The sequence below is a fragment of the Mycobacterium scrofulaceum genome (assembly GCF_001667885.1).
GTDB classification, from domain to species: Bacteria; Actinomycetota; Actinomycetes; order Mycobacteriales; family Mycobacteriaceae; genus Mycobacterium; species Mycobacterium scrofulaceum_C.
In genome coordinates this window covers 1-13,188 of the sequence record NZ_LZJW01000176.1, presented here as the reverse complement: position 1 = coordinate 13,188, position 13,188 = coordinate 1, and the positions used below count along the sequence as shown (strand labels likewise).

At 66.3% G+C, this 13,188-nt stretch carries 15 protein-coding genes; 9 read left to right on the top strand and 6 right to left on the bottom strand.

All coding sequences use genetic code 11. The features are described from left to right. The 5 genes from dmpG to A5681_RS24565 all read left to right on the top strand — a co-directional run. A partial coding sequence (gene dmpG, locus A5681_RS24585) for a 4-hydroxy-2-oxovalerate aldolase (RefSeq protein ID WP_067282021.1) occupies positions 1-621 on the top strand: 621 nt, incomplete at its 5' end. 46 nt (positions 622-667) lie between these two features. Continuing rightward, positions 668-967, top strand: coding sequence for a hypothetical protein (locus tag A5681_RS24580; protein ID WP_067282018.1), 300 nt, complete (start codon positions 668-670; stop codon positions 965-967). A gap of 88 nt (positions 968-1,055) precedes the next feature. Then, positions 1,056-2,183 (top strand): hypothetical protein, encoded by a 1,128-nt coding sequence (locus A5681_RS24575; RefSeq protein ID WP_067282015.1) that lies wholly within the window; start codon positions 1,056-1,058, stop codon positions 2,181-2,183. Positions 2,184-2,185: 2 nt separating this feature from the next. Further along, entirely contained in the window at positions 2,186-2,968 is a 783-nt protein-coding gene (locus A5681_RS24570; protein WP_067282012.1) for an SDR family oxidoreductase, read from the top strand. Then, a complete protein-coding gene (locus A5681_RS24565) occupies positions 2,968-4,113 on the top strand; it encodes a sulfotransferase family protein (RefSeq protein ID WP_067282009.1) in 1,146 nt (381 codons plus the stop codon). Before A5681_RS24570 ends, A5681_RS24565 begins: the two co-directional genes overlap by 1 nt. On the opposite strand, the gene A5681_RS24560 is transcribed toward A5681_RS24565, so the two are convergent. Both A5681_RS24560 and A5681_RS24555 read right to left on the bottom strand, forming a co-directional pair. Next, positions 4,114-4,566, bottom strand: a complete 453-nt coding sequence (locus A5681_RS24560) for a hypothetical protein (RefSeq protein WP_067282007.1) — start codon at positions 4,564-4,566, stop codon at positions 4,114-4,116. 4 nt (positions 4,567-4,570) lie between these two features. Continuing rightward, positions 4,571-5,725, bottom strand: coding sequence for a Rieske 2Fe-2S domain-containing protein (locus A5681_RS24555; RefSeq protein ID WP_067282004.1), 1,155 nt, complete (start codon positions 5,723-5,725; stop codon positions 4,571-4,573). Between the two features lie 128 nt (positions 5,726-5,853). On the opposite strand from A5681_RS24555, the gene A5681_RS24550 reads away from it, so the two are divergent. Beyond that, a complete protein-coding gene (locus A5681_RS24550; protein WP_066955234.1) occupies positions 5,854-6,378 on the top strand; it encodes a gamma carbonic anhydrase family protein in 525 nt (174 codons plus the stop codon). Here A5681_RS24550 and A5681_RS24545 read toward each other — a convergent pair. From A5681_RS24545 to A5681_RS24530, 4 genes are read right to left on the bottom strand one after another with little or no spacing between them, the layout of a single operon-like run. Continuing rightward, the gene (locus A5681_RS24545; RefSeq protein WP_067282001.1) at positions 6,375-6,782 is read right to left on the bottom strand and encodes a nuclear transport factor 2 family protein; all 408 of its coding nucleotides are present in this window, start codon (positions 6,780-6,782) and stop codon (positions 6,375-6,377) included. The two genes, A5681_RS24550 and A5681_RS24545, sit on opposite strands and share 4 nt — an antisense overlap. Next, positions 6,779-7,978 carry a thiolase domain-containing protein gene (locus A5681_RS24540; protein WP_067281997.1) on the bottom strand — a complete coding sequence of 400 codons (1,200 nt, stop codon included), beginning with the start codon at positions 7,976-7,978 and terminating at the stop codon, positions 6,779-6,781. Before A5681_RS24540 ends, A5681_RS24545 begins: the two co-directional genes overlap by 4 nt. Next, positions 7,978-9,042, bottom strand: coding sequence for a thiolase domain-containing protein (locus tag A5681_RS24535; RefSeq protein WP_067281993.1), 1,065 nt, complete (start codon positions 9,040-9,042; stop codon positions 7,978-7,980). Before A5681_RS24535 ends, A5681_RS24540 begins: the two co-directional genes overlap by 1 nt. A 16-nt stretch (positions 9,043-9,058) precedes the next feature. Further along, positions 9,059-10,054 carry a Zn-ribbon domain-containing OB-fold protein gene (locus tag A5681_RS24530; protein ID WP_067281990.1) on the bottom strand — a complete coding sequence of 332 codons (996 nt, stop codon included), beginning with the start codon at positions 10,052-10,054 and terminating at the stop codon, positions 9,059-9,061. Between the two features lie 65 nt (positions 10,055-10,119). Between A5681_RS24530 and A5681_RS24525 the strand changes: the two genes are divergently transcribed. Genes A5681_RS24525 through A5681_RS24515 form a run of 3 tightly spaced genes read left to right on the top strand, consistent with a single transcriptional unit; the run spans position 10,120 to position 13,120 of the window. Beyond that, entirely contained in the window at positions 10,120-11,151 is a 1,032-nt protein-coding gene (locus tag A5681_RS24525; protein WP_067281987.1) for an LLM class F420-dependent oxidoreductase, read from the top strand. 53 nt (positions 11,152-11,204) lie between these two features. After that, positions 11,205-11,921 (top strand): acetoacetate decarboxylase family protein, encoded by a 717-nt coding sequence (locus A5681_RS24520; protein WP_067281984.1) that lies wholly within the window; start codon positions 11,205-11,207, stop codon positions 11,919-11,921. Next, on the top strand, positions 11,918-13,120 hold the full coding sequence (locus A5681_RS24515; RefSeq protein ID WP_067281981.1) for a cytochrome P450: 1,203 nt from the start codon (positions 11,918-11,920) through the stop codon (positions 13,118-13,120). The genes A5681_RS24520 and A5681_RS24515 overlap by 4 nt, the downstream gene beginning before the upstream one ends. The last annotated feature ends 68 nt before the right edge of the window (positions 13,121-13,188 follow it).

The window sequence follows — 13,188 nt, the reverse complement described above, 5'->3', positions numbered from 1 at the left end:
ATGAGCCACACGATTCCGCCGGAGAAGCTGGCCGCCCAGGCCCGCATCATGGCCGACGCCGGTTGCCAGTGCGTCTATGTGGTCGACTCGGCCGGCGCGCTGGTCCTCGAAGGGGTGCGCGACCGGGTCGCCGCCCTGGTTGCCGAGCTGGGCGACGACGCCCAGGTGGGCTTCCACGGCCACGAAAATCTCGGGCTCGGGGTGGCCAACTCGGTGGAGGCCGTCCGCGCGGGGGCCAAGCAGATCGACGGTTCGTGTCGCCGGTTCGGCGCCGGAGCGGGCAACGCGCCCGTCGAGGCGCTCATCGGCGTGTTCGACAAGATCGGCGTCAAGACCGGGATCGACTTCTTCGACATCGCCGACGCCGCCGAGGAGGTGGTCGCCCCGGCCATGCCCGCCGAGTGCCTGCTGGACCGCAACGCCCTGATCATGGGCTACTCCGGGGTCTACTCGAGCTTCCTCAAGCACGCCATCCGCCAGTCCGAGCGCTACGGCGTGCCCGCCCACCAGCTGCTGCACCGTGCCGGTCAGCGCAAACTCATCGGCGGTCAAGAGGACCAACTCATCGACATCGCGCTGGAGATCAAGCGCGAGCAAGAAAGCGCCGCCGCCGCCAAGTGACCGCGCGCACAGGCGAGGCATAGCTACCCGGAGTAACCTGGCGCGCATGACCGTGACATCCAGGAACACTCGTGGCCGCGGACTGTACGGCGTGCTCGCCGGGGGTTTGCTGGCCGCCACCGCCGCGACGGTGATCGCCCTCCCGGTCGCCGGCGCCGCGCCGCAATGCAATCAGACCGTGGGTAACTCCATCGACCAGTACCTGCAGCGGCATCCCGACCTGCATCAGCAGCTGCAGGCCAAGTCGGAGGCGGAAGGGGGCGGCCCCAACGTCATCGACTACCTGAATCGGCATCCGGACGTGCGCCAGCATCTGATCGACCTCTCGCAGCAGTGCGCACCGTAGTGAGTCGGCCTCGTCGGTGAACGTTGGGCCGGACGCGCGAGAACGTTCGCCATTGACGAAAAAGTAGAACACGTTCTAGCGTCTATGCGTGTTCTCTGATCCTCTCACCGCCGCGATCGCGGAAGCCGAGCAACTGGTCGCCGAAGCGCCCTTCATCGAGACCGAGGCAGACTTGCTCGAAGGGCTGCAGTATCTGGCGGGCTGCGTTTCGGCCTGTATCCACTTGGCCTTCGACTACGAGCGGGACCACCCGTTCCTGCAGTCGGGAACCGGGCCGTTCACCAAGATGGGGCTGGACAATCCGGACACCCTCTACTTCGGCACGCGCGTCCACGCCAATCACGACTACGTCGTCACCGGCCGGCGCGGCACCACGACTGACCTGAGCTTCCAGCTCCTCGGCGGGGAATACACCGACGACAACGTGCCCGCCAGCCAGGCGGCGTTCGACGACCGCGAACTGGACATCGCCGCCGACGGCAGCTTCGAATGGCGCGTGCGGCCCACCAGCAACGGGCAGCTGGTTATCCGCGAGGTCTACGGCGACTGGTCGGCGCAGCGCGGCACGCTGTCGATCTCGCGGTTGGACACCGCGGGCACCGCCCCGCCGCCCCTGACCCGCGAAACAATCGAAAAGCGTTACGCCACAGCCGCAAAGCAGCTCGTCAACCGGGTGAAAACGTGGCTGCAGTTTCCGCAGTGGTTCTACCTCGATCTTCCGGTGAACACCATGGTCGCGCCCCGGCTGACGCCGGGCGGACTGGCGACCCAGTATTCATCGGTCGGCCACTACGACCTGAGGCCCGATCAAGCGCTGGTGATCACCATCCCGGTTTCCGACGCGCCCTACCTCGGCTTCCAGCTGGGCAGCCTGTGGTACATCTCGCTGGACTACATCAACCACCAGACATCGCTGAACAACACTCAGGCACAAGCGGATCCGGATGGCAAGGTGCGCATTGTCGTCGCCGACCAGAATCCGGGGGTGACCAACTGGGTGGAGACCCTCGCGCATCGGCGGGGCTTCCTGCAGTTCCGTTGGCAGCGGGTCTCGCGTCAGCTCACCGAGGCGGACGGGCCTACCGTGGAGTTGGTCGACTTCGACGCCGTACCCGCCACGTTGCCGTATTTCGAGCACAATAAGATCTCCGAAGACGAATGGCGTGCGCGAATAGCGCTGCGCCAACAGCAAATTGCGGCCAGGATGCTGGGGTGACGATGTCGGGCTTACTCAACGAAAAGGTCGTCGTCATCAGCGGCGTGGGGCCGGGGCTCGGCACCACCCTGGCGCACCGATGCTCCCAGGACGGCGCCGACTTGGTGCTGGCGGCGCGGACGGTGGAGCGGCTCGAAAGCGTCGCCAAACAGGTCAACGACACCGGGCACAAAGCCTTGGCGGTGCGTGCCGACATCACCGACGACGACGAAGTGAACTACCTCGTCGAGACCACCATGGCCACCTACGGCAAGGTCGACGTGCTGATCAACAACGCCTTTCGCGTCCCGTCCATGAAGCCGTTGGCCGGCACCAGCTTTCAGCACATCCGCGATGCGATAGAGCTCAGCGCGCTGGGCGCGCTGCGACTCATTCAGGCTTTCACGCCCGCGCTGGAGAAATCGCACGGATCGATCGTCAACGTCAACTCCATGGTGCTGCGCCATTCCCAGGCCAAGTACGGCGCCTACAAGATGGCGAAGTCGGCGCTGCTGTCGATGTCGCAGTCGCTGGCCACCGAGCTTGGCGAGAAGGGGATCCGCGTGAATTCCGTTGCCCCGGGCTATATCTGGGGTGACACCCTGCAGGCCTACTTCGAACACCAGGCGGGCAAGTACGGCACGACGGTGGATGAGATCTATGCCGCCACCGCGGCGAACTCCGACCTGAAGCGCCTGCCCACCGAAGACGAGGTGGCCTCGGCGATCCTTTTCCTGGCCAGCGACCTGTCCAGCGGCATCACGGGGCAGACGCTGGACGTCAACTGCGGGGAGTACCACACGTAATGTCCGATCGCACCGACATCGGCACCGTCGACGAGCTGCACGCCTCGGCCACCAAGCTGACCGGGCTCGACGACTTCGGCGCCAACGACGACAACTATCTCGAAGCGCTTCAGGTGCTGCTGGATTCCTACCGGACCGAAGCCGGGCTCACGGTGTTGGGCAGCAAGATGAATCGGTTCTTTCTGCGCGGAGCCCTGGTGGCCCGGCTGCTGTCCGAGGCGTCGTGGAAGCAGTACCCGCAGCACGCCGATGTCGTGATCGAACGCCCGATCTTCGTCACCGGCCTGGTGCGCACCGGCACCACCGCGCTGCACCGGCTACTGGGCGCCGACCCCGCGCACCAGGGTCTGCACATGTGGCTGGCCGAATTCCCGCAGCCGCGGCCGCCGCGCGAAACCTGGGACTCCCACCCCCTTTATCGCCAGCTCGACGAGCAATTCAACCGGCACCACCAAGAGAATCCCGGTTACACGGGCCTGCACTTCATGGCCGCGTACGAGCTCGAGGAATGCTGGCAGCTGCTTCGGCAGTCGCTGCATTCGGTGTCCTACGAGACCTTGGCGCACCTGCCCAGCTATGCGCAGTGGCTGTCTGAGCAGGACTGGACGCCGTCCTACCGTCGGCATCGCAAGAACCTCCAGCTGATCGGGCTCAACGACGCCGAAAAGCGTTGGGTGCTGAAGAATCCCAGTCACCTGTTCGCACTGGACGCGTTGATGGCGACCTACCCCGACGCGCTGGTGATCCAGACCCATCGGCCGGTTGAGACGATCATGGCCTCGATGTGCTCGCTGGCCCAGCACACCGCGGAGGGATGGTCGACGTCGTTCGACGGGGCCCAAATCGGCGCTGACGCAATGGATACCTGGTCGCGTGGGCTGGAGCGCTTCAACACCGCCCGCGCCAAGTATTCGCCGGACCAGTTCTACGACGTCGACTACAAGGAACTGATCGCCGACCCGATCGGCACGGTGGCCGACATCTACCGGCATTTCGGTCTGACGCTGACCGACGAGGCGAGGGCGGCGATGGAAAAGGCGCACGCCGACAGCCAGTCCGGCGAGCGCGCGCCCAAACACAAGTACTCGCTGGCCGATTACGGGCTGACGGTCGAGACCGTCAAGGAGCGCTTCGCAGGGCTGTGATCAGCCCTCGGGCTCGTCGGGCTCGCCCAGGTAACCCTCCGCGACGGCATGCTCGATGCTGTCGCTCAACTTCGGGCACGACCGGATCCGCGCCGTATCGCCACCGGAGTTGCGCACGTCGGTGAAGTGGGCGCACCGCTGCCAGGCCTCGGTGTTCCATTGCACCGCGGTGTGACCCGGTCCCAGCCTCCGGACGGTGACCGTGGCGTGGCAGAACCGGCAATCCACCGGTAGCAGCCCCGAGCTGAGATACCGCTCCCGGTCGGCGCGACTGGCTTCGGCGACCGCCGCGGCGCGCTGCGGATCGTTGGCGAAATCCCTTGATTTCGACCAGGATCCGGAGCCGCCGTTGCGGGCGGGCGCGTCGTCGTGGTCGTGATGGTCACCGTGCAGCATCAGCATCGACCGGGCGAGCCGGTCGACGTCGGGGACCGCCGGTTGATCCTGGGTCATGGAGTCAGTGCTGCTCCGCGGGCACTTCGTCGCCGGCCGCCTTCAGGTTCTCTTCGACCTCGGCGTTCCAGTACTCGTTGGCGCGCGTGGTGTCCACCTCGATCTCGAAGCGCTCCACCATTTCCGGCTGGATGTCGGCCACGTCGACGTAGAACTGCTGATACCAGCGGCGCAACTGATAGACGGCGCCGTCCTCCTCGACCAGCAGCGGGTTGTCGATGCGGGTCTTGTGCTTCCAGATCTCGACGTCCTGCAGGAAGCCCTTGCTGACACCCTCGGTGAACACGCGCGACAACTTCTCGGTCATCGCTTCGTCCATGCCCTTGGGCTTTTCGACGATGACACCCCACTGCAACACGAACGAGTTCTGGGTGACCGGGTAGTGGCAGTTGATCAGGATCGACTCGGCCTTGTAGCCGCCGTAGCTGTTGTGCAGCCAGTTGATCATGAACGACGGCCCGAAGTACGACGCCTCCGAGTCCAGGTGCGCCTCACCGTAGGAGGTACCCAGGTCGTTGACGTCCGGCCGGCCCACGTTGTGCAGGTACTGCGACGCGATGTGTCCCTCGAAAACGTTCTTGAAGTACGTCGGCAACCCGAAATGGATGTAGAAGAAGTGCGCCATGTCGGTGACGTTGTCGATGATGTCGCGGCAGTTCGATCCCTCGATGAGGATGCGGTTCCACCGCCATTCGGTCCACTCGTCGCTGGCGGCTTCCGGGATGTCGGGGATGCGGACCGCGGGGTCGGGCGGATTCTGTTCGTGGTCGTGCCAGACGAACAACAGGCCGCCGCGCACGTCGGTCGTCCACGAGCGGGTGCGCGCCGTCTTGGGTGTGCGCTTGGCGTACGGCACCAGCTTGCAGCGGCCGTCACCGCCCCAGCGCCAGTCGTGGAACGGGCAGGCCACCTCGTCGCCCTTGATGGTGCCCTCCGAGAGGTCGCCACCCATGTGCCTGCAGTAGCCGTCCAGGACCTTCAGGTCGCCCTGTGAGTCGGCGAAGACCACCAGCTTGGTGCCGAACGCCTCGATCGAGTGCGGCTTGCCGTCCTGGAAGTCCTTCGCGACGCCCAGGCAATGCCAGCCCCGGGCGTACCTCGTCGGCAAAGCACCGGGATCGATCTCCCGGATGCCGACCGCCTTGGTGTCGGTAGTCACCCTGTCACCTCCAACTCACTGGCCCTCTAACTAGAACACGTTACAGTTTTGCGGTGGCGGCGCGCAACGACGGCGAGTCTGGCCACGGCATATGCGCGGCGGATGCCCGCTCGGGGTATATCTAGACGATGCCGCTGTTTGCTTTCGAGGGTCGGGCGCCTCGGGTCGATCCCACCGCGTTTGTGGCCCCGACCGCCACCCTGATCGGCGACGTTGTCGTGGAGGCCGGTGCATCGGTCTGGTTCAACACCGTGCTGCGCGGCGACTACGGGCCCATCGTGGTGCGTGAGGGCGCGAACGTGCAGGACGGCTCGGTGCTGCACGCGCCGCCCGGCATCCCGGTCGACATCGGCCCCGGCGCCACGGTGGCGCACATGTGCTGCATACATGGGGTGCACGTCGGGTCCGAGGCGCTGATCGCCAACCACGCCACCGTCCTCGACGGCGCGGTCATCGGCGCGCGCAGCCTGATCGCGGCCCACTCGCTGGTGACGGCCGGCACCCAGATCCCGGCGGGCATGCTGGCGGTGGGCGCCCCGGCGCAGATCAAGGGACCGGTCGCCGGAACGGGCGCCGAGATGTGGGTCAAGGTGAATCCGCAGGCCTACCGCGAACTGGCCCAGCGGCACCTGGCCGGACTCGAGCCGCTCTAGACCTTCCGGGCCGACGCGGCCGCGCGGTCCATCTCCCAATAAGCGCGCAGGGCGGTCATCTGGCCCTCGTCGTTCGCCCTGTACGTGAAGACGCCTTCCGCGGTCACCTGATAGTCGCCATGGGTGATCAGGATGTGGCCGACGTTGGCTTCCTCGTTGCCGCATTGGTAGGTGTCGCGGAACACGAACTCGATCTTGGTGGTGGGGGCGATGGCCTTATCCCAGAAGGCCGAGATCGCGTCGCGGCCGCGGTGTCCTTTGCCTTCCGGGTCGAAGGCCGACGGGCCGATCGGGTCCTCGACGATGGCGTCGTCGGCGAACACCGCCAGCCACGCCTCTTTGTCCCTCGCGATGACCGCCTCGCGCGAGCGCCGGCCCGCCTCGTGTGCGGGGTTTTCGGTCACGATCCGACTTTTTCGGGCGTGGGCTTGTCCGCACCGACCACCCACATGGAGTAGTACTGCGAGCCGCCGCCGTAGGCGTGCCCCAACGCCTTACGCGCGTTGGGGACCTGATGATCCCCGCCCTTGCCCATCACCTGAATCGCCGCCTCGGCGAACCGAATCAGGCCAGAGGCGCCGATCGGGTTCGACGACAGCACGCCACCCGACGGGTTGACCGGTAGCCGTCCCCCGATCGCCGTCTCGCCGGCTTCGGTGAGCTTCCAGCCCTCGCCTTCGGGGGCAAAGCCCAGGTTTTCCAACCACATCGGCTCGAACCACGAGAACGGGACGTAGATTTCCGCGGCGTCGATCTCGTCGATCGGGCTCGTGATGCCCGCCGCCTTCCACAGCGCCGCGGCGGCGTCGCGCCCGGCCTGGGGGCTGACCTGGTCGCGCCCCGAGAACTGCAGCGGCTCGGTGCGCAGCGCGGTCGCGTGGATCCACGCGACCGGCTGTCCTTGTGCCAGACGGGCTTCGGCGACCTCCTCGTTGCCGATCACCACCGCGGCGGCACCGTCCGACGACGGGCAGGTCTCGTCGTAGCGGATCGGGTCCCACAGCATCGGCGACTCCATCACCTTCTCGACGGTGATGTCGGGCTGATGCAGGTGCGCCAGCGGATTGCGGGCCCCGTTGAGCCGGTCCTTGACCGCGACGATAGCCCCGATGTTCAGCGGAGCGCCGGACCGGCGGATGTAGGACCGCACGTGCGGGGCGAAATAGCCGCCCGCGCCGGCGCCGACGGGCTTGATGAACGGGATCGGAATCGACAACGCCCACATGGCGTTTGACTCCGACTGCTTCTCCCAGGCCATCGCCAGCACCCGCCGGTATTTTCCGGACTGCACCAGGCTGGCGGCCACCACGCCGGTGGACCCACCGACCGAACCCGCGGTGTGCACCCGGATCAGCGGCTTCCCGGTGGCACCCACCGCGTCGGCCATGAACAGCTCGGGCATCATGACGCCCTCGAAGAAGTCGGGCGCCTTGCCGACGACGACGGCGTCGATGTCGTCGAACGTCGAACCGGAGTCTTGCAGCGCGCGGTCGATCGCCTCGCGCACCATGCCGTTCATCGAAACGTCTTGGCGCTTGGCCACGTACTTGGTCTGCCCGGTACCGAGTACCGCGGCCAGGTATGCTCCCGCTCCGGCCATCAGTTCTTTCCTTCCATGACCGCGACCAGGTTCTGCTGCAACGCGGGCCCGCTGGTGGCGTGGGCGAGCACCCGCTTCGCGGATCCGTTCCAGATATGTTGTGCGGCAAAGCCGATGCGCTCCAGCCCGGCGACGAACATCGGATTGGCGGCCAGCGCCCCACCGGACGGGTTGACCTTCGTCGGCCCCGGTATCCGGATGGCTTGCTCGACGATCAGGTGCTGGTGGGTGAACGGCGCGCAGATCTCCGCGACGTCCAGATTGTCGGTCCGGCCGCCCGTGGCCGCCTGGGCCGCGGCCTTGGTCGACGTGGACTCGGTGAGGTCGCGCGCGCCCAAGGCCGGGGTTTCGATGCGGTGCTCGATTCCCGTGATCCAGGCGGGGTTTTCGCGCAGCTCGCGCGCCCGGTCGTCGGCCGCGAGCACGATGGCGGCGGCACCGTCGGTGATGGGCGCGATGTCGTGGCGCCGCAACGGCTCGGCGAAGAACGGCCGTTCGAGCAGTTCGGCGACGCTGATCGACCCCTCCACTTTGTCGACCCGGCGCGCATTGGCGAAGGAGTCGAACGCGACGCGGGCCATCTGTTCTTCGGTCCACTTGCCGTTGTCGAGCCCCATCCGGGCCTGCAGCCCGGCCATCGAGATCGAGTCCGGCCACAGCGGCGCGACGGTGTAGGGATCGGTCTGCCGCGACAGGATCTGGCGCAGGATTCCGGCCGAGGACTTGCCGAACCCGTATACCAGCGCGGTGTCGACCTCGCCGGTCAGGATCTTGATGTAGGCCTCGTAAAGGGCCCAGGCCGCGTCCATCTCGACGTGCGATTCGTTGATCGGCGGCACGGCGCCGATCGAGTCGATCGCCGAGATGAAGGAGAAAGCCCGCCCGGCAAGGTAATCGGACGATCCCGAGCACCAGAAGCCGATATCGGCCTTGGTGATCCCGAGTTCCTCGTAGAGCTGGGCGAAGCACGGCATCAACATCTCGACGCCGTTGGTGGTGCCGTCGGTGCGGCGTACGTGTGGGGCGTGGGCGAAGCCGACGACCGCAACGTTGCGAGCGCTCATGTGGTAGGTCTGCCCTTTACAGGTGGTGCTTGTAGGTGTCGTATTCGGCGTCGGGTTCCCCCGTCGGCCGGAAGTACTCGATGTTGTCGATGCCAAAGCCCCACTCCTCGCGGGGTTTCCACACCGCCTCGACGCGCATACCCATCCGCACCTCGTGCGCGTCGACGTCGGCGACCAAGTGCAGGAAGGGGATGTCGGCGCCGTCGAGCAGCACGTAGGCCGCCACGTACGGCGGCTTGATGCGCTGTCCCTGGAACGGGATGTTGATGATCGCGAACGTCGTGACGGTGCCCTTGTCGGGCAGCTCGACGAATTCGGTGGTGGGTTGGCCGGTGGCCGGATCCGCGCCGTGCGGCGGGAAATACACCTTCCCTTTTTCGCCGGTGCGCGCGCCGAGCAGCTTGCCCTGGGCGATCGCGCGCAGGTAGGCGCTCTCCTCGTGGGAGGCGGTGTGCTGAATCGTCAGCGAGATCGGCGTGACGATCATGGTCACCGGATCCTGTTCGCCCGCCGGCTGTTCGGACACCGGTTCGGCTTCCTCGCCGAGTGCGAAGTAGGCGATGTCGGTGATGGCGCCCACCGGCTCGTCGGCCCAGTGCACATGGACCCGGGAGCCGGTCTTGATGGCCTTGGGCTCGCCCGCGTCCACAGCGTGCATCAGCGGGGTGTCCGCGCCGTCGAGCTTGATCAGCGCCCAGGCGAACGGACGGTCCAGCGGCTGGCCCTCCACCGGATCCGGTTGCCACGTCCAGGAAACGACGGTGCCGACGCTGGACACCGGAACCATCTCGCCCAACGGCTCGTAGGTAACCGGGTCGTATTCCGCCGGCGGCACATGTACTCGGCCATCGGATCCGCGCACCCCGAGGATGTGGCGCTCACGCAGTGCGGTGAAGAACTTGCTCAGCGTGGGGCCGACTGAACGGGTGTAGTCGAAAGACAACGTCAGCGGCGCGGAGAGCGGTGGCTCAGTGGGATCCGTCAAGGTCGGGCTGCTCGAACTGGCTGTCACGCCATCGAGTAGAACAGGTTCTAAGAACTGTTTCAACATCGGGTCCTCGGAAGGGTTCAGTGACGATGAAGCTGGGATTGCAGCTCGGGTATTGGGGCGCTCAGCCGCCGGAGAACCACGCGGAGCTCGTCGCCGCCGCCGAGGGAACCGGATTCGACGCCGTCTTCACGGCCGAGGCGTGGGGATCGGACGCCTACACGCCGCTGGCCTGGTTGGGCTCGTCGACACACCGGCTGCGGCTGGGCACCTCGGTGATCCAGCTGTCCGCGCGCACCCCGACGGCCACCGCGATGGCCGCGCTGACGCTCGATCATCTATCCGGGGGCCGGCACATCCTCGGCCTCGGCGTCTCCGGCCCGCAGGTGGTGGAGGGCTGGTACGGCCGGCCGTTCCCCAAGCCGCTGGCGCGCACCCGCGAGTACATCGACATCATGAGGCAGGTGTGGGCCCGGGAGAAGCCGGTCACCAGCGACGGCCCGCACTATCCGCTGCCGCTGACGGGCGAGCAGACGACCGGTCTGGGCAAGCCGCTCAAGCCGATCACCCATCCGCTGCGTCCCGACATCCCGATCCTGCTCGGCGCCGAGGGGCCGAAGAACGTGGCCCTGGCCGCCGAGATCTGCGACGGTTGGCTGCCCATCTTCTACACGCCGCGGATGGCGGGCACCTACAACGAGTGGCTCGACGAGGGCTTCGCGCGGCCCGGGGCGCGGCGTAGCCGTGAGGACTTCGAGATCTGCGCGACCGCCAACATCGTCATCACCGACGACCGCCCGGCGGCGTTCGCGGCCATGAAGCCCTACATCGCGCTCTACATGGGCGGGATGGGCGCCGAGGACACCAACTTCCACGCCGACGTCTACCGGCGGATGGGCTATGCGGAGGTGGTCGACGACGTCACCAAGCTGTTCCGCAGCAACCAGAAGGACAAGGCCGCCGAAATCATCCCCGACGAGGTGATCGACGACGCCGCGATCGTCGGTGATATCAACTACGTCCGTGAGCAGGTCAAGGTCTGGGAAGCCGCCGGCGTCACGATGATGGTCGTCAACGGACGCAACGAGGCGCAGATCAGGGAGCTCGCCACGCTGATCTGATCCGGTCCGGAAGAAGCTTGCCCTACGAATAGAACGCGTTCTAGATTGGCCCGATGACAGCCTCGCAGCACACCATCGCGGGCACGGTGCTCACCATGCCGGTGAAGATCCGCAAGGCAAACCAGCACATGGCGATGTTCTCCGTCGACGCCGATGCCGCGCAACAGATGATCGATTACAGCGGCCTGCAGGTGTGCCGCTACCTGCCCGGCCGCGCCATCGTGGTCCTGATGTTGATGCACTACATCGACGGCGACCTGGGCCAGTATCACGAGTTCGGCACCAGCGTGATGGTCAATCCGCCCGGCTCCAAGGCGAGCGGGCTGGGCGCGTTGCAGTCCGCCGGCGCGTTCATCCACCACCTCCCCGTGGACCAGGCGTTCACCCTGGAGGCGGGAACGAAGATCTGGGGTTATCCGAAGGTGATGGCCGACTTCACCGTTCGGGAGGGGCGTCAGTTCGGGTTCGATCTCACCATCGACGGCCAGTCGGTGATCGGCATGGAGTTTCGCCGCGGCCTGCCGTTCCGGCTGACGCCGCGGCAGCAGTCGCAACGCACCTACTCGCACCGCGACGGCATCACCCGGGAAACCGCCTTCGAACACACTTTGGACGGTGTGCGCACCCGATTCGGCGGGGTGAGCATCCGGCTCGGTGATCATCCGTATGCGAAAGAACTTGCGTCGCTGGGCCTTCCGAAGCGCGCCTTAGTGTCCAGCTCTGTCGACCACGTACAAATGTCCTTCGGTGACGCCCAGGAGATCTCATGACAGTCACTTCCACGACCAAACCCTCCGTCGACCTCACCGACGGGACCTTCTACGCCGGTGACTCTCGGCCCATCTACAAGTGGATGCGAGAGAACGAGCCGGTGTTCAGGGACCGCAATGGGCTGGCCGCGGCTTCGACGTATCAGGCCGTGATCGAGGCCGAGCGCAACCCCGAGCTGTTCTCGAATGCCGGTGGCATCCGACCCGACCAACCGGGGGTCGAGATGATGATCGAGATGGACGATCCGCAACATCTGTTGCGCCGCAAGCTTGTCAACTCCGGCTTCACCCGCAAGCGCGTGAAAGACCTTGAGGCCAAGATCGTTTCGTTGTGTGACACCCTGATCGACGCGGTATGCGAGCGCGGCGAGTGTGACTTCGTCTGGGACCTGGCCGCGCCCCTGCCGATGGCGGTCATCGGCGACATGCTCGGCGTGCGCCCCGAAGAGCGCAAGATGTTCCTCAAGTGGTCCGACGACCTGGTCGGCGCGTTGAGCAGCACCGCCGCCGAAGCGGACGTCCAGGTCACCATGGACGCCTTCGCGGCCTACAGCCAGTACATGATGGGCATGATCGAGGCCCGCAAGTCCGAACCGACCGACGACCTGGTCAGTGTCCTCGTGCACGCGGAGGTCGAGGGCTCGCGGCTCGAGGACCACCAGATCGTCACCGAGGTCCTGCTGCTGTTGATCGGCGGTGACGAGACCACGCGCCACACGCTGTCCGGCGGGACGCGGCAGCTGCTGCTGCATCCCGATCAGCACCGGCGCCTGGCGGCCGATCTGAGCCTGCTGCCCAACGCGATCGAGGAGATGTTGCGCTGGACCGCACCGGTGAAGAACATGGCACGCACGATCACCGCCGACACGGAGTTCCACGGCACCCAGCTGCACCAGGGCGAGAAGATGATCCTGCTGTTCGAGTCGGCGAACTTCGACGAGAAGGTCTTCGACGACCCGGAGACCTTCAACATCGAGCGCTACCCGAACAACCACCTGGCCTTCGGCTTTGGCACGCACTTCTGCCTCGGTAACCAGCTCGCCCGGCTGGAGCTGTCCATCATGCAGACCCGGCTGCTGCAGCGTCTGCCGGACATGCGGCTGGCGTCGGACGCCGACCTGCCCCTGCGGCCGGCCAACTTCGTGTCCGGCCTGGAGAAGATGCCGGTGGCGTTCACGCCGAGCGCGCCGTTGGGATAGGCACCGCTCGTCGCCGAACGTGCTCTCAGGGCGGGATTTAGGCGATTTTCCCGCCCTGAGAGCACGTT

Bases quoted from the DNA above. Each gene is read 5' to 3' on its own strand.
- A5681_RS24565 (WP_067282009.1), top strand. From the start codon at position 2,968: ATGTCCGATCGCACCGACATCGGCACCGTCGACGAGCTGCACGCCTCG.
- A5681_RS24550 (WP_066955234.1), top strand. From the start codon at position 5,854: ATGCCGCTGTTTGCTTTCGAGGGTCGGGCGCCTCGGGTCGATCCCACC.
- A5681_RS24515 (WP_067281981.1), top strand. From the start codon at position 11,918: ATGACAGTCACTTCCACGACCAAACCCTCCGTCGACCTCACCGACGGG.
- A5681_RS24540 (WP_067281997.1), bottom strand. From the start codon at position 7,978: ATGGCCGGAGCGGGAGCATACCTGGCCGCGGTACTCGGTACCGGGCAG.
- A5681_RS24580 (WP_067282018.1), top strand. From the start codon at position 668: ATGACCGTGACATCCAGGAACACTCGTGGCCGCGGACTGTACGGCGTG.
- A5681_RS24570 (WP_067282012.1), top strand. From the start codon at position 2,186: ATGTCGGGCTTACTCAACGAAAAGGTCGTCGTCATCAGCGGCGTGGGG.
- A5681_RS24535 (WP_067281993.1), bottom strand. From the start codon at position 9,042: ATGAGCGCTCGCAACGTTGCGGTCGTCGGCTTCGCCCACGCCCCACAC.
- A5681_RS24520 (WP_067281984.1), top strand. From the start codon at position 11,205: ATGACAGCCTCGCAGCACACCATCGCGGGCACGGTGCTCACCATGCCG.
- A5681_RS24560 (WP_067282007.1), bottom strand. From the start codon at position 4,566: ATGACCCAGGATCAACCGGCGGTCCCCGACGTCGACCGGCTCGCCCGG.
- A5681_RS24525 (WP_067281987.1), top strand. From the start codon at position 10,120: ATGAAGCTGGGATTGCAGCTCGGGTATTGGGGCGCTCAGCCGCCGGAG.